At 72.0% G+C, this 14860-nt stretch carries 16 protein-coding genes and 1 tRNA gene; 6 read left to right on the top strand and 11 right to left on the bottom strand.

Features of this window, described 5'->3' with window-relative positions; all coding sequences use genetic code 11:
• Positions 1-43 precede the first annotated feature (43 nt).
• A tRNA-Leu gene (locus A6F73_RS21035) sits at positions 44-128 on the top strand.
• 60 nt (positions 129-188) lie between these two features.
• Here A6F73_RS21035 and rdgB read toward each other — a convergent pair.
• From rdgB to A6F73_RS21015, 4 genes are all read right to left on the bottom strand, one after another.
• Positions 189-794: an RdgB/HAM1 family non-canonical purine NTP pyrophosphatase gene (gene rdgB / locus A6F73_RS21030; RefSeq protein WP_063349223.1), complete on the bottom strand. Its 606-nt coding sequence runs from the start codon at positions 792-794 to the stop codon at positions 189-191.
• Between the two features lie 31 nt (positions 795-825).
• Complete coding sequence (locus tag A6F73_RS21025; protein WP_063349222.1) at positions 826-1215, bottom strand: hypothetical protein; 390 nt, start codon at positions 1213-1215, stop codon at positions 826-828.
• Positions 1216-1387: 172 nt separating this feature from the next.
• Entirely contained in the window at positions 1388-2113 is a 726-nt protein-coding gene (rph, locus tag A6F73_RS21020; RefSeq protein WP_063349221.1) for a ribonuclease PH, read from the bottom strand.
• Positions 2114-2307: 194 nt separating this feature from the next.
• A complete protein-coding gene (locus tag A6F73_RS21015; protein WP_063349220.1) occupies positions 2308-2541 on the bottom strand; it encodes a PTS glucose/sucrose transporter subunit IIB in 234 nt (77 codons plus the stop codon).
• Positions 2542-2940: 399 nt separating this feature from the next.
• Here A6F73_RS21015 and A6F73_RS21010 point away from each other — a divergent pair, with 399 nt between their 5' ends.
• The 4 genes from A6F73_RS21010 (at position 2941) to A6F73_RS20995 (ending at position 9157) form a co-directional block, all read left to right on the top strand.
• Entirely contained in the window at positions 2941-4242 is a 1302-nt protein-coding gene (locus A6F73_RS21010) for a PTS transporter subunit EIIC (protein WP_063349219.1), read from the top strand.
• A gap of 818 nt (positions 4243-5060) precedes the next feature.
• Entirely contained in the window at positions 5061-6338 is a 1278-nt protein-coding gene (locus tag A6F73_RS21005) for a PTS transporter subunit EIIC (RefSeq protein WP_063349218.1), read from the top strand.
• 474 nt (positions 6339-6812) lie between these two features.
• Positions 6813-7874, top strand: a complete 1062-nt coding sequence (locus tag A6F73_RS21000) for an LLM class flavin-dependent oxidoreductase (RefSeq protein WP_063349217.1) — start codon at positions 6813-6815, stop codon at positions 7872-7874.
• A complete protein-coding gene (locus A6F73_RS20995) occupies positions 7871-9157 on the top strand; it encodes an LLM class flavin-dependent oxidoreductase (RefSeq protein WP_063349216.1) in 1287 nt (428 codons plus the stop codon). Before A6F73_RS21000 ends, A6F73_RS20995 begins: the two co-directional genes overlap by 4 nt.
• Positions 9158-9197: 40 nt before the next feature.
• Here A6F73_RS20995 and A6F73_RS20990 read toward each other — a convergent pair whose 3' ends face one another.
• The gene (locus A6F73_RS20990) at positions 9198-9944 is read right to left on the bottom strand and encodes an MBL fold metallo-hydrolase (protein ID WP_063349215.1); all 747 of its coding nucleotides are present in this window, start codon (positions 9942-9944) and stop codon (positions 9198-9200) included.
• A gap of 199 nt (positions 9945-10143) precedes the next feature.
• Positions 10144-10335 carry a MerR family transcriptional regulator gene (locus A6F73_RS20985; RefSeq protein ID WP_208869099.1) on the bottom strand — a complete coding sequence of 64 codons (192 nt, stop codon included), beginning with the start codon at positions 10333-10335 and terminating at the stop codon, positions 10144-10146.
• Between the two features lie 186 nt (positions 10336-10521).
• On the opposite strand from A6F73_RS20985, the gene A6F73_RS20980 reads away from it, so the two are divergent.
• Positions 10522-10992: a type II toxin-antitoxin system PemK/MazF family toxin gene (locus tag A6F73_RS20980; RefSeq protein WP_063349214.1), complete on the top strand. Its 471-nt coding sequence runs from the start codon at positions 10522-10524 to the stop codon at positions 10990-10992.
• Between the two features lie 46 nt (positions 10993-11038).
• Here the strand turns inward: A6F73_RS20980 and A6F73_RS20975 are convergent, their stop codons facing one another.
• The 5 genes from A6F73_RS20975 to A6F73_RS20960 all read right to left on the bottom strand — a co-directional run bounded on the left by A6F73_RS20975 (position 11039) and on the right by A6F73_RS20960 (position 14710).
• Entirely contained in the window at positions 11039-12007 is a 969-nt protein-coding gene (locus A6F73_RS20975; protein ID WP_063349213.1) for a cysteine synthase, read from the bottom strand.
• A gap of 79 nt (positions 12008-12086) precedes the next feature.
• Entirely contained in the window at positions 12087-12365 is a 279-nt protein-coding gene (locus A6F73_RS20970) for a MoaD/ThiS family protein (protein WP_063349212.1), read from the bottom strand.
• A 111-nt stretch (positions 12366-12476) separates the two neighbouring features.
• Positions 12477-12596, bottom strand: coding sequence for a putative leader peptide (locus A6F73_RS44400; protein WP_347878546.1), 120 nt, complete (start codon positions 12594-12596; stop codon positions 12477-12479).
• Between the two features lie 139 nt (positions 12597-12735).
• A complete protein-coding gene (locus A6F73_RS20965) occupies positions 12736-13167 on the bottom strand; it encodes a M67 family metallopeptidase (RefSeq protein WP_063349211.1) in 432 nt (143 codons plus the stop codon).
• A gap of 100 nt (positions 13168-13267) precedes the next feature.
• A complete protein-coding gene (locus A6F73_RS20960) occupies positions 13268-14710 on the bottom strand; it encodes an amino acid permease (protein WP_063349210.1) in 1443 nt (480 codons plus the stop codon).
• Positions 14711-14860: the final 150 nt, after the last annotated feature.

Genomic DNA, 14860 nt, shown 5'->3' with positions numbered 1-14860 from the left:
CGGCCAATTCGCGGGCCCAGTAACATGATGGTCAGCAGGACAGGCGGCCGTGGCGCAGAGGCGACGCAGACGGTTTAGGTCCGTTGGCCCGTGAGGGCTTGAGGGTTCGAATCCCTTCGGCCGCACCAGGATGACCTTCAAATCGAAGGGCCCGATCGGAATGATTCCGGTCGGGCCCTTCGATTTTCTCAGCCCAGGAGGTCCTTGACGACCGGGGCGAGGCCGCGGAAGGCCTGGCCGCGGTGGCTGATGGCGTTCTTCTCGGCGGGGGTGAGTTCGGCGCAGGTGCGGGTCTCGCCGAGGGGCTGGAGGATCGGGTCGTAGCCGAAGCCGCCGTCGCCGGAGGGGGCGGTGCGCAGGGTGCCGAGGAGGCGGCCCTCGACGACGCGCTCGGTGCCGTCGGGGAGGGCGAGGGCGGCGGCGCAGAAGAAGTGGGCGCCGCGGTGCGGGTCGGAGATGTCGGAGAGCTGGGCGAGCAGCAGGTCGAGGTTGGCGCGGTCGTCGCCGTGCTTGCCGGCCCAGCGGGCGGAGAAGATGCCGGGGGCGCCGTTCAGGACGTCGACGCAGAGGCCGGAGTCGTCGGCGACGGCGGGCAGGCCGGTGGCGCGGGCGAGGGCGTGGGCCTTGAGGAGCGCGTTCTCGGCGAAGGTGACGCCGGTCTCCGGGACGTCCGGGATCTCGGGGTAGGCGTCGGCGCCGACGAGTTCGACGTCCAGGCCGGCCTCGCCGAGGATGGCGCGGAGTTCGGCGACCTTGTGCTGGTTACGGGTGGCGAGGATCAATCGGGTGGACATATCGCCCACCCTATCGGCAGCCGTTCCGGCGTCAGCCGGTGCAGACCGAGGTGAGGTTGCCGGCCGCGTCGCCGAGCGGCTTGAGGTCGGGGACCTCCTTCTTGTCGACGGCCTGCTGGACCTTGTCGGCCTGCTTCTGCAGGTCGGCGACGGCCTTGGCGACGTCGGTGTTCTTGGAGTTCCTGCCGACCTGGTTGAGGTCGGTCCTGAGCTTCTCCAGCGCCTTCGCGGCGGCCGCCGAGTCGTTGCTCGCGTTGCCGTAGGCGCTGGTGACGTCGGCGAGGTCGCCGGTGATCCTGACCGCCGTGTTGCCGCAGTCGATCGCCTTCTGGGCTGCGGAGCAACTGACCATGCTGAGCGGGAGGATGGCGATCAGGCCGGCCACGGCGAGGGCGGCGGGGCGGGCGATGCTGGACGGCATCCGGTCCTCCTGTGGGGCGCGCGGGTTCCGTGGGACGGGACGCGCGCCGGGGGGTGCGCGGTTCCCGCAGCAGGGGTGCTGCGGGAACCGTACGGGCTTCGGGCCCGGCGTGTACAGCGGCCCGTACGGCGGCGGGTACATCCGGGTCCACGGCGCCGTGGGCCGAACCGGTTCAGGCCTCCAGGGCCTTGCGCTGGATCTCGTCGAGCTCGGCGCAGCCCAGGGTGCCGAGGTCGAGCAGGCGGTCGAGCAGGGCGCGGTCGAAGGGGGCACCCTCGGCGGTGCCCTGGACCTCGACGAAGCGGCCGTCGGCGGTGCAGACGATGTTCATGTCGGTCTCGGCGCGGACGTCCTCCTCGTACTGGAGGTCGAGCATCGGGACGCCGTCGATGATGCCGACGCTGACGGCGCTGACGCCGCCGGTGATGGGCTGGCCCTTGGCGCGCAGGAGCTTGCGGTCGCGGGCCCAGGCGACGGCGTCGGCGAGGGCGACGTAGGCGCCGGTGATGGCGGCGGTGCGGGTACCGCCGTCGGCCTGGAGGACGTCGCAGTCGAGGACGATGGTGTTCTCGGCGAGGGCGCGGTGGTCGACGACGGCGCGCAGCGAGCGGCCGATGAGCCGGCTGATCTCGTGGGTGCGGCCGCCGATGCGGCCCTTGACGGCCTCGCGGTCGCCGCGGGTGTTGGTGGCGCGCGGGAGCATGGAGTACTCGGCGGTGACCCAGCCTTCGCCGCTGCCCTTGCGCCAGCGGGGGACGCCCTCGGTGACGCTGGCGGTGCACAGCACCTTGGTGTCGCCGTAGGAGATGAGGACGGATCCTTCGGCGTGCTTGCTCCAGCCCCGTTCGATGGTGATGGGGCGGAGCTGGTCGGGGGTGCGGCCGTCGATGCGTGACATAGGCACTGAGCGTAGTCGCTCGGAGCGGGTGTTCCGGGTGCGCCTCGGCCCGCCGGGCTGCGGCTCGGCGCCGTCCCCGGGCGCTGCTCGGCGCCGTTCCCGGCTGTGGCTCGGTGCCGGCCCCGGGTGCGCCTCGGCCCGCCGTTCCCGGGTGGGGCGGCGGGCCGGGGGTGGGGTGAGCCCGGTGGCTCAGCTCACATCATGTCCTCGATGTCAGCGGCGATCGGGTCGGCGTCGGTGCCGATGACGACCTGGATGGCGGTGCCCATCTTGACGACGCCGTGGGCGCCGGCGGCCTTGAGGGCGGCCTCGTTGACCAGGGAGGCGTCCTTGACCTCGGTGCGAAGGCGGGTGATGCAGCCCTCGACCTCTTCGATGTTGTCGATGCCGCCCAGACCGGCGACGATCTTCTCAGCCTTGCTGGCCATCTGATTTCTCCCTCTGTCTCGGCCCGCCGGCCGCTCTGCCGGGTGCCGTCCTGCGCTGTGCTGGGGTGTCCGCCGACCGGTGGCCGGCGTGGTCGGTACCGGTGCTGACGCGGGTTCAGCCGCGGTCGCGCCGCCGGGCAGCGCGACCAGCATCACCTGCTCCGGTCCGATCTGCCACGTTAGTCCACTTTTGGCCCATTCCGGCGCGCATGGTCCCGGCCGCCACCAGAGGATGACGAGCAGCGGGCTCGCGCCCGGCGTGCGGCCTGCGTCCCAAAGTGGTCTACACCAATATATGTGTACTCCGATGAACGCAGAAAGGACCCCGGGTGTTCCGGATCCCCGCCCGGGGGTCCCGCCGGGGGCCACCGGCCGGCAACTGCTCCCGGAGGGCGAAGGATGAGTTCGGCAGGCGCCACGGCCCCGCAGCGCGTGTGGTGGCACACCTTCTACGGCGGCCTCCAGAAGATGGGCCGCTCCCTGCAGCTCCCGGTGGCAGTGCTCCCCGCGGCCGGCATCCTCAACCGGCTCGGCCAGCCCGACGTCTTCGGCCAGGACGGCCTCGGCTGGACCGACGTCGCCAAGGTCTTCGCCGCGGCCGGCGGCGCCCTGCTGGACTCCTCGTTCGGCCTGCCGATGCTGTTCTGCGTCGGTGTGGCGATCGGCATGGCGAAGAAGGCGGACGGTTCGACCGCGCTGGCCGCCGTGGTGGGCTTCCTCGTCTACTACAAGGTCCTGCACGCGTTCCCGGAGAGCTGCAAGAGCGGGACGGTCCTGGTCACCGACTCCTGGACCGGCCAGTGCGTGGACTACAGCTCGGCCAAGGCGGCGGCCGCGACGTACCAGAACCCGGGCGTCCTGGGCGGCATCCTGATCGGCCTGATGTCGGCCTGGCTCTGGGTCCGCTTCCACCGCACCAGGCTGGTCGACTGGCTGGGCTTCTTCAACGGCCGCCGCCTGGTGCCGATGATCACCGCGGTGGTGGGCCTGGCCACCGCCTGCGTGGCGCTCTGGGTCTGGCCGCCGATCGGCCGCGGGCTCAACGACTTCAGCCAGACCCTGGCCGACCTGGGCGCGGGCGGCGCCGGCATCTTCGGCCTGTTCAACCGCGCGCTGCTGCTGATCGGCATGCACCAGTTGCTGAACACATTCGTCTGGTTCCAGTTCGGCGAGTTCATCAAGCCGGACGGCACCATCGCGCACGGCGACATCCCGCGCTTCCTGGCGGGCGACCCGACGGCCGGCCAGTTCCAGTCCGGATTCTTCCCGATCATGATGTTCGCGCTGCCCGCCGCCGCACTGGCGATCGCGCACTCGGCGAAACCGCACCGCCGCAAGGAGATCTACGGCCTGATGCTCTCGGTCGGCCTGACCTCCTTCGTGACGGGCGTCACCGAACCGCTCGAGTACTCCTTCGCCTACGTCGCCCCGGCCCTGTACGGCGTGCACGCGCTGCTGACCGGCGCCTCGATGGCCGTCACCTGGGGGCTCGGGGTGCACGACGGCTTCAGCTTCTCGGCCGGCCTGATCGACTACGTCATCAACTGGGGGCTGGCCACCAAGCCGTGGCTGATCATCCCGATCGGGCTCTGCTTCGCCGCCGTGTACTACGCGCTCTTCCGGTTCATCATCGTCAAATTCAATCTGAAAACACCCGGGCGGGAGGACGAGAGCGAGGTCGAGGACGTCACCAAGCTCTGAAACCGAGCGTCACCGGGCAGCACCCGCAATGGCCTCCGGACCCGACGGCCCGGAGGCCTTCGGCATTTCCGGAAAGGACCAAATGCCCGGGCGGTAAAACAATTCCGATATGCGCCCCGGGGATTCCCCGGCGGGCCGTCGGCCGTGCCAGGCGGGGCCGGGGCGGCCCGCACCGCCCGGCCGCCGGGCCGCCGGACGGGGGCGCGCCGGGGGTGGGGAAAGGCCGCCGCCGCCCGGCGCGGGCGGTGGCCGGCAATCGGCCGCCGCCGTTTCCGCGCCGGCCCCGACCATGCGCCGCGGGGGGTCGGAAAGCCGCGGATTGGCCGAAGCCGGACGGGGTGGGGCCCGGACTCCTCCCGACCGACGGCCGTTCGTGATGTCCGACACCCCGGCGAGCCCCTTCCCCGCCGCCCGCCGCGCCCGGCCCGGACCCCGGCGGGCGGGCACCCGAGCTCCGGGGGCCGCCTCCTCCCGGGCCTCGCCGCGTCCGCCCCTGAACCCCGCCGACCCGGCCCCCGTTCGCGCACCGCCGGGCCCGCGACGGACCCCTGACGAGGCCTCGACGGGGCCGTCGGGCGGGGCCGGGCCTTTTTGTTGCGCAAATAGCCAAAATCCCAATCACGGCGGGTAATCATGATCGTCGTTCCGCAACTAGGTTTCGATTTCATAGCGCTTCCCGGCAGGGGCGCTTTCCGGGGTTCCCCCCCTTCTCCACCCGTGCTACAAAACTGGTCTACACCACACGTGGTGTAGACCAGTTCGCGGTTCGGCCCCCTGTGCCCCTCCCCCGACCGCCATGCCGTTAGGAACCCACCCCAATGAGTCAGTCAGCGCAGGCACCGACGCCCGCCACGGCTCCGGCCACGCCAAGCCCCGCCAAGAAATTCGGCCAGAACCTGCTCCAGGGCCTGCAGAAGATCGGCCGCAGCCTCCAGCTGCCCATCGCCGTGCTCCCCGCCGCCGGTCTGCTGATGCGCCTCGGCCAGGACGACGTGTTCGGCAAGGACGGCCTCGGCTGGGACAAGGTCGCCGCGGTGTTCAACACCGCCGGTAGCGGGGTCTTCGACAACCTGCCACTGCTGTTCGCGGTGGGTATCGCGATCGGCTTCGCCAAGAAGGCGGACGGCTCCACCGCCCTCGCCGCCCTGGTCGGCTTCCTGGTCTACAAGAACGTGCTGACCGCGTTCCCGATCGCCGAAGGCCACATCGCCGACGGCAAGTGGGTCGCCCCGACCTACCAGAACCCGGGTGTCCTCGGCGGCATCGTGATCGGCCTACTGGCCGCCATCCTGTGGCAGAAGTACCACCGCACCAAGCTGGTCGACTGGCTCGGCTTCTTCAACGGCCGCCGCCTGGTGCCGATCATGATGGCCTTTGTCGGCACCGGCATCGGTGTCCTGTTCGCCCTGACCTGGGGCCCGGTCGGCGACGCCATCAAGAGCCTGAACGACTCCCTGATCGGTGCCGGCGCGCTCGGCGCGGGCGCCTTCGGCCTGGTCAACCGCGGTCTGCTGCCGGTCGGCATGCACCAGTTCGTGAACTCCTACGCCTGGTTCCAGACCGGTGACTTCGCCAAGGCCGACGGCACCATCGTGCACGGCGACATCCCGCGCTTCTTCGCCGGTGACCCGACCGCCGGCCAGTTCATGTCCGGCTTCTTCCCGATCATGATGTTCGCGCTGCCCGCCGCCGCCCTGGCCATCGCCCACGCCGCCAAGCCCCACCGCCGCAAGGCCATCACCGGCATGATGGTCTCGCTGGCCCTGACCTCCTTCGTCACCGGTGTCACCGAGCCGATCGAGTTCGCCTTCGTCTTCATCGCCCCGGCCCTGTACGTCATCCACGCGGTGCTCACCGCCGTCTCGATGACCGTCACCTGGGCGCTCGGCGTGCACGACGGCTTCACCTTCTCCGGCGGCCTGATCGACTACGCGCTGGCCTGGAGCAAGGCCACCGACCCGTGGCTGATCATCCCGATCGGCCTGGTCTTCGCCGCGCTGTACTACTTCCTCTTCCGCTTCGCGATCACCAAGTTCGACCTCAAGACCCCTGGTCGCGAGGACGACGACGAGATCGAGGACGTGACCAAGGCCTGAGGCCCCGTCCGTCCGCACTCCACGACCCCGCCCTGCCGCTGCTCCCCCAGTGGCGGGGCGGGGTCGTCGTGCATCCCGGTCCGTGCCCGTCGCGCATCCCGGTCCGGGCCCGTCGTGCATCCCGGCGGGGCCCGTCGTGCGTCCCAGCCCGGGTCGGCGGGAACGGCGGTTGACGAACCGGCGGAGGCACTGGTCAACTGAAGCCGTGAACGCGTCCTGCCCGCTGGTGACCCGCAGCCACATCGACTTCGGTCGCGTGTGGTCCGCGGCGTGTCGCGGCTGAGCCGACCGTTCCCCCCGCCGCCCGGCTGACCTCCCGCCCGGCGCCGTTCCTCCCCTCCCGCCCGCACGGGCCCCGCCCGCCTCCGGGCCGTCACCGCGCACCCGCGCGCGGCCGTACGCACCCGCACACACCCTGTGCGCGTTCGCCGGCGTCGCCCGCACGCGTCCGCACGAGGAAAGTCAGGCCTCAGCATGCCCCGCCAACTGCACCTCTCCGCCGCCCTGGACAGCCCCGGCCACGTCGACGCCGGGCACTACGCCGCCCTCGCCCGCCTCGCCGAGCGGGCCACCCTCGACTTCGTCACCCTCGACGACTCCTTCACCCCCGAACCGCGCCGCCCCGACGCCCTCGCCACCCTCGCCCGGATCGCCCCGCTGACCGAACGGGTCGGGCTGGTGCCCACCGTCACCACCACCCACACCGAGCCGTTCCACACCTCGATCGCGGTCAACACCCTGGACTGGGTGAGCCGGGGCCGGGCCGGCTGGCTGGTCGGCGTCTCCGCCACCGAGGCCGAGGCCAAGGCCTTCGGCCGCCGCCCGACCGCCCCCGCGGACGCGCTCTGGGCCGAGGCCGCCGACGCCGTCGAGGTCGCCGCCCGGCTCTGGGACAGCTGGGAGGACGACGCGGAGATCCGCGACACCGCCACCGGGCGGTTCGTCGACCGCGACAAGCTGCACTACGTCGACTTCGAGGGTCCGCACTTCTCCGTCCGCGGACCGTCGATCACCCCGCGCCCACCGCAGGGCCGCCCGGTCGTCGCCGTCCCGGTGGCCGCCGTCGACCTCGCCCCGTACGCCTCCCCCGGCGGGCGCGCCCGGGTCGCGACGGCGATCCGCTACGCCGACGTCGTGCTGCTGGACGCCCCCGACCACGCCGCCCGGCTGGCGGCCGCCACCGAACTGCGGCTGCGCGCCGGCGAGCACCTGCGCATCCTCGCCCGGACCGACGCCGCCCTGCCCGACGACGCCGCGGCCGACCGCCTGCTCGCCGACCTCGCCGCGATCGGCACCGGCGTCGACGGCTTCCACCTCGTCCCCGCCGAGCCCGAACGGGACCTGGCCGCCCTCGCCGAACGGGTCGTCCCGGTGCTGCGCGCCCAGGGGCTGTTCCGCGCCGGGTACGCGGCCGGCCGCACCCTGCGCGACCACCTCGGCCTGGCCCGCCCGGCCAGCCGCTACGCCACCGCCGCCGCCACCAACACCCCGTCCACCATCCCGTCCGCTGCCGCTCTCGCCGAGGTGACCCGATGACGGACCGCCCGCTCAAGCAGATCCACCTCGCCGCGCACTTCCCCGGCGTCAACAACACCACGGTGTGGAGCGACCCGGACTCCGGCAGCCACATCGAGTTCGACTCCTTCCGCCACCTCGCCGAGACCGCCGAGCGCGGGAAGTTCGACTTCTTCTTCCTCGCCGAGGGCCTGCGGCTGCGCGAGAACAAGGGCCGCATCCACGACCTGGACGTGGTCGGCCGCCCCGAGTCGATCACCGTGCTGAACGCGCTGGCCGCCGTCACCACCCGCCTCGGGCTGGCCGGCACCGTCAACGCCACCTTCAACGAACCGTACGAACTGGCCCGCCGCTTCGCCTCGTTGGACCACCTCTCCGGCGGGCGCGCGGCCTGGAACGTGGTCACCTCCTCGGACGCCTTCACCGGGGAGAACTTCCGCCGCGGCGGCTACCTCGACCGCGCCGACCGCTACACCCGGGCCGCCGAATTCGTGCAGCTCGCCCGGGAGTTCTGGGACGGCGGAGCGGAGACCGTCCGGCACCGCGGCCCGCAGTTCGAGGTCGAGGGCCGGCTCTCGCTGCCCCGCCCGCCGCAGGGCCACCCGGTGGTCATCCAGGCCGGGGACTCCGACGAGGGCCGGGAGTTCGCCGCCGCGACCGCCGACGTCGTCTTCAGCCGACACTCCACCCTCGCCGACGGCCAGGCCTTCCACGCGGACGTCAAGCGCCGGCTCGCCGCGTACGGCCGCAAGCCGGACGAGCTGAAGATCATGCCCGGCGTCACCTTCGCCCTCGGCGACACCGACGCCGAGGCCGCCGAACTCGCCGCCGAGGTCCGCCGGGCCCAGGTCGGGCCGCAGACCACGATCGCCTTCCTGGAACAGGTCTGGGGCATCGACCTGTCCGACCACGACCCGGACGGTCCGCTGCCCGCCGTCGACCCCGACCCGGACAGCGCCCTGGCCCAGGGCCGGGTCCGGATCGGCGACCCACTGGCCGTCGCCGCCCGCTGGCGGGCCCTGGCCGCCGAGAAGAAGCTCACCAGCCGCGAGCTGGTGATCGAGGTGACGGGCCGGCAGTCCTTCATCGGCTCCCCCGCGACGGTCGCCGAGCGGATCGACTTCTTCGTGCAGAACGACGCGGCCGACGGCTTCATCCTCGTCCCCCACCTGACCCCGGGCGGCCTGGACGCGTTCGTCGACCGCGTGGTGCCGCTGCTCCAGGAACGCGGGGTGTTCCGCACCGACTACAGCGGGACGACCCTGCGCGACCACCTCGGCCTGCCGCTCCCCGGCCGACCCTGAGACGGCCGACGCCGAGACGACCGGGCCGGTCAGCGCCCGCTCAGATCCGGTACACCGCGCCGGCCCGGGCGACCTCGACGGGGCCCGGGTACGCGGCGGCGGCGTCGCGGCGGTTGTGCTCGGCGTCGGTCCACGGGGGGATGTGGGTCAGGACGAGCCGGCGGACGTGGGCGGCGGCGGCGTGCTCGCCGGCTTCCCGGCCGTTGAGGTGGACGGCCTGGTAGGTGTCCCGGCCGTCGATGTAGGCGGCCTCGCAGAGGAAGAGGTCGGCGTCGCGGGCGAGTTCGACGAGTTCGGCGCTCTCGCCGGTGTCGCCGGAGTAGACGAGCGCGCGGCCGTCGTGTTCGAGGCGGAAGGCGAAGGCGTCGACGGGGTGGTTGACCTGGGCGACCTCGATCCGGAACGGGCCGAGGTCGAAGGCCCCGGGGGTGAGGGTGTGGAAGTCGAAGACCTCCTTCATCCCCGGGTTCTCCGGCATGTCGTAGGCGCGGGCGAGCCGTTCGGCGGTGCCGGCCGGGCCGTAGACGGGCATCGGGTCGGGGCAGCCCTCGGCGCGGTAGTTGCGGGCGACCCAGTAGGCGCACAGGTCGACGCAGTGGTCGGCGTGCAGGTGGCTGAGCAGGACGGCGTCGACCTCGTAGAGGTCGACGTACTTCTGCAGGGCGCCGAGGGCGCCGTTGCCGAGGTCGAGCACGACGCGGTAGCCGTCGGCCTCGACGAGGTAACTGGAGCAGGGCGATTCGGCGGACGGGAAGCTCCCCGAGCACCCCACCACGGTCAGTTTCATCCGAGCCCCTCCGCCCCGACACGTCCTGGCTGCTGCTGGAAAACGGCAGGCCGGGCCGGTGAAACCGGCCGGTAGCACTGCTTCGCGTGTCGAGAGTAAGGGCGGAGCGGCACTTTGCCCCCGTCCCCGTGCCGGGCTGTGGCTGGAATCACCAGAACGCCGGGGCGGAGGCGGTGCCGTCCGTTCGGGTGCCGTCGGGTCAGCGGTGGCGGGGGCGGTTGCGGGCCCAGGCCTTGATCGTGTCGGGGTACCAGCGGGGGTGGCCGCTGCCGTCGAGGACGTCCGGGGCGGGCAGCAGACCGTGCCGCCGGTAGTTGCGGACGGTCTCGGCCTGCACGTTGATGTGGCGGGCGATCTCGGCGTAGGACCACAGCTCGGAGCTTCTCCCCACGAGGCACCTCCGGAGGGGCGGGGCGGGCGTACGTGAGGCAGCCTGTCCGGGCGTTGGCGACTCTTCTCCACAGAACGGGCACCGTGGTCATTCCGTGACGAACCGGGAGCACGCTGCGGACAAATGCCCGGCCGTCCCGGCACTCACGGTGGTGGGGGCCGCCATGGGCCCGGTACGGTTCGCGCCATGAACAGTTCGACCGGGGTCTGGGTGGTCCTGGCGGTGGCGGGCGTCGCGCTGCTGGCCGCCGTCGTGCGGGCGCTGGTCCGGCGCACCCGCCCGGCGCCGCGACCGGCCGGGCCGACGGCTCCGCGCCCGCGCCCGGCGGCCAAGGGCCGCCCGGGGCCGCAGCCGCAGGAGATCTGGTGGGCGGAGGTCCCGTTCGAGGACGGCCCGGGGTCGAAGGACCGCCCGTGCCTGGTGCTGCGCGTGCACGGCCGCACCGCCACCGTCGCGAAGATCACCAGCAAGCACCACGGCGAACGCCCGGGCGTGCTGCCGCTGCCGCCCGCTTCGGTGGGCGACCGGCAGGGCCGCACCAGCTGGCTGGAGACCGACGAGCTGCGCGAGGTGCCGCTGTCGGCCTTCCGCCGCCGGGCCGGCACGGTGGACCGGCAGGTCTGGTCCCGCGCGCAGCAGGCCCTGCAACGCGGCTAGGGCCTCAGGTCTGAAGCCGGCCGTCCGGCACCGCTAGGGCTTTTTCTCAGGCCCAGAGCTGCCCCTGCAGCGCCTCGACGGCCGCCTCGGTGGTCTCCGCGGTGTAGATGCCGGTGGACAGGTACTTCCAGCCACCATCGGCGACCACGAACACGATGTCGGCGCGCTCCCCGGCCGCCGCGGCCTTGCGGCCGACGCCGAGCGCGGCGTGCAGGATCGCGCCGGTCGAGACGCCCGCGAAGATGCCCTCCTGCTGGAGGAGTTCGCGGGTGCGGCGGACGGCGTCCGCGGAGCCGACCGAGAAGCGGGTGGTGAGCACCGCGGCGTCGTACAGCTCGGGGACGAAGCCCTCGTCGAGGTTGCGCAGCCCGTACACGAGGTCGTCGTAGCGGGGTTCGGCGGCGACGATCCGCACGCCGGGGACCTTCTCGCGCAGGTAGCGGCCGACGCCCATCAGGGTGCCGGTGGTGCCGAGGCCGGCCACGAAGTGGGTGACGGTCGGCAGGTCGGCGAGGATCTCGGGGCCGGTGGTGGCGTAGTGGGCGCCCGCGTTGTCGGGGTTGCCGTACTGGTAGAGCATGACCCAGTCCGGGTGCTCGGCGGCGATCTCCTTGGCGATCCGGACGGCGGTGTTGGAGCCGCCGGCGGCCGGCGAGGGGATGATCTCGGCGCCCCACATGCGGAGCAGTTCGCGCCGTTCCTCGCTGGTGTTCTCGGGCATCACGCAGACCATCCGGTAGCCCTTGAGCTTGGCGGCCATGGCGAGCGAGATGCCGGTGTTGCCGCTGGTGGGTTCCAGGATGGTGCAGCCGGGGGTGAGCCGGCCGTCGGCCTCGGCGCGCTCGATCATGTGCAGCGCCGGACGGTCCTTGATCGAGCCGGTGGGGTTGCGGTCCTCCAGCTTGGCCCAGAGCGTCACCTGTCCGTCGGTGTTGCCGGGGACGGCCGCGGACAGCCGCGGCAGGCGGACCAGCGGGGTGTTGCCGACGGCTTCGAGCGGGCTGTCGTAACGCAAGGGAGGCCTCCGGCCACGGCGGTGAGGGTGCGGAAGGGCGCCCTCCCGCCCGCCGCGGGGCGGGCGGGAGGGCGGGAGGTCAGCGGGCTCCGCCGGCCACGGCGGGCAGGATGGTGACGCTGTCGCCGTCGGCGAGGGTGGTGGAGATGCCCTCCAGGAAGCGGACGTCCTCGTCGTTCAGGTAGACGTTGACGAAGCGGCGCAGCTCGCCGCCCTCGACCAGGCGGGCGGCGATGCCCGGGTGGCGGGCGTCGAGGTCGGCGAAGAGTTCCCCGAGGTTGCTGCCGGTGCCCTCGACGGCCTTGGCGCCGTCGGTGTAGGTGCGGAGGATGGTCGGGATGCGGACCTCGATGGCCATGGGTGCGCTCCTGTGCGAGTCGTGAGGTGGGCCGCGGCGGGCGCGGCGGGGAGGGTGGTCCCGGGGCTCGGCGTCGCCGGCAGGCGGTGGGCCCGGGTGGGGCGGGGCGGCTCAGCGCGAACGCGCGGGCGTGCCGGGACAGATCGCACTGGCGAGCCGGCACAGGTCGACGTGCAGGCGCGCCACGAGGCGGGTGCCCGGGGCCTGGTTGCTCACATCGACGGAACGCATGGGCTCATCGTATAGATTCCCGGGCCCGCTCCTCCATGCCCGTCTCGGGATCCGGATGTTCCCGTTTCTCGGGCTGAGACGACACGGGCCCGCCGACCGCTCGCGGGCGGTCGGCGGGCCGCGCCCAGGTGGGTGCTGGTCAGGCCGGGTGGGCCTCGACGACCTGGACGTCTTCCTCTGTGATCTCGCCGTCCACGATGCGGAACGAGCGGAACTGGAACGGGTCGTCCTCGCCGTTGCCGTCGGCGGTGGAGACCAGGACGTAGTGGGCGAACGGCTCGGAGGCGTAGCTCACGTCGGTGCGCGAGGGGTAGGCCTCGGTGGCGGTGTGCGAGTGGTAGACGATCACCGGCTCCTCGTCGCGGTCGTCCATCTCGCGGTAGAGCTTGAGCAGGTCGCCCGAGTCGAACTCGTAGAAGGTGGGCGAGCGGGCCGCGTTGAGCATCGGGATGAACCGTTCGGGCCGTCCGCTGCCGGCCGGTCCGGCGACCACGCCGCAGGCCTCGTCCGGGTGGTCGGCGCGGGCGTGGGCCACGATCCGGTCGCGGAGTTCTCGGGTGATGGTCAGCATGCGGTCAGGATAGCCACGCCCCGGCGGGTGTCCGCCGGGGCGTCCGGAGCGCGGTCACCGGGTGTCCGCCACCTGGGCGTGGCGGCCCGGCGTCGGCGGTTCAGCCACCGTTGCGCACGTGCAGGTGGTCGTGGGCGACGCCGTGGGCGGCCCTCGGGTTGCGGCGCTTGAGCACCTGGTAGCCGATCACCAGCAGGACGGCCCAGCCCGGGAAGACGTACAGCGAGATCCGGTTGACCGAGTCGAACGCGATCAGCACCACGACCAGGGCGAGGAAGGCGAGCGCGGTCCAGCTGGTCCAGACGCCGCCGGGCGCCTTGAAGGTGGGCGGCGGCAGGTGGCCGGCCCGCCAGGCCTTGCGGTAGCGGATCTGGCAGATCAGGATCATCGCCCAGGTCCACAGGCCGCAGACGGTCGCGACGGAGGTGATGTACTCGAACGCCTTGGCCGGGACGAGGTAGTTGAGCACCACGCCGACGCCCATCAGCAGGCAGGAGAGGGTGATCGCGAAGGCCGGGGTGCGGTGGGAGTTGAGCTTGGTGAGCTGCCCCGGGGCCTGGCCGCGCAGGGCGAGGTCGCGCAGCATGCGGCCGGTGGAGTACATGCCGGAGTTGCAGGAGGAGAGCGCGGCGGTGAGCACCACGAAGTTGATGATCCCGGCCGCGGCCGGGATGCCGATCTTGCCGAAGGCGGCCACGAACGGGCTGACGCCGGGCTGGAACTCGGTCCACGGCACGAGCGAGAGGATGATCACCAGCGCGCCGATGTAGAACAGCATGATGCGCCAGGGCAGGGTGTTGATGGCGCGCGGCAGGGTCTTCTCGGGGTTCTCGCTCTCCCCGGCGGTGACGCCGACGAGTTCGACGCCCAGGTAGGCGAACATGACGATCTGCAGCGTCATCACGGTGGCGCCGATGCCCTTGGGGAAGAAGCCGCCGTCCTGCCACAGGTGGGTGATCGACGCGGTGTCACCGGCCTTGCTGAAGCCGAGGGTGAGCACCCCGATGCCGATCAGGATCATGCCGATGATGGCGGTGACCTTGACCATCGAGAACCAGAACTCGATCTCGCCGAACAGCTTCACCGAGATCAGGTTGGCCGCGTAGAGGATCACCAGGAAGGTCAGCGCACTGGCCCACTGCGGGATGTCGGGCGCCCAGAACCTCACGTACACGGCGGCGGCGGTGGTCTCCGCCATGCCGGTGACCACCCAGAACAGCCAGTACGTCCAGCCGGTCACGTAGCCGGCGAAGGGGCCGAGGAACTCGCGTGCGTACTCGGCGAAGCTGCCGGAGACCGGGCGGTAGGTGAGGAGTTCGCCGAGGGCGCGCATGATCACGAAGATCGCCACGCCGGCGACGGCGTAGGAGAGGATCAGGCTCGGGCCGGACCGGGAGATCGCGGTTCCCGCGCCGAGGAAGAGGCCGGTGCCGATGGCACCGCCGATCGCGATCATCTGGATCTGGCGGCTTCCCAGCCCCCGGTGATAGCCCTCCTCGTCCGGTTTCGCGTCGACCACGTCGTCGTACAGCTGCTCGGCCATGGTGCACCGTCCTGGGTGGGTCTCGTGGGGTGGAGAAGTCGTACCACGCAGGGTTCGGATAGCGGTGTTCATCTGAGCGTTATTTGAGCATGACCTGCTAGGGTTTGCCCGATTTAAAGAGAAATGCCCCGGCCATCCGTCCACATATTG

The organism is Streptomyces sp. MJM8645 (assembly GCF_001625365.1).
Lineage (GTDB): Bacteria > Actinomycetota > Actinomycetes > Streptomycetales > Streptomycetaceae > Kitasatospora.
Note: the sequence above shows the minus strand (reverse complement) of the source record. Positions and strands in the feature narration are given on the sequence as shown.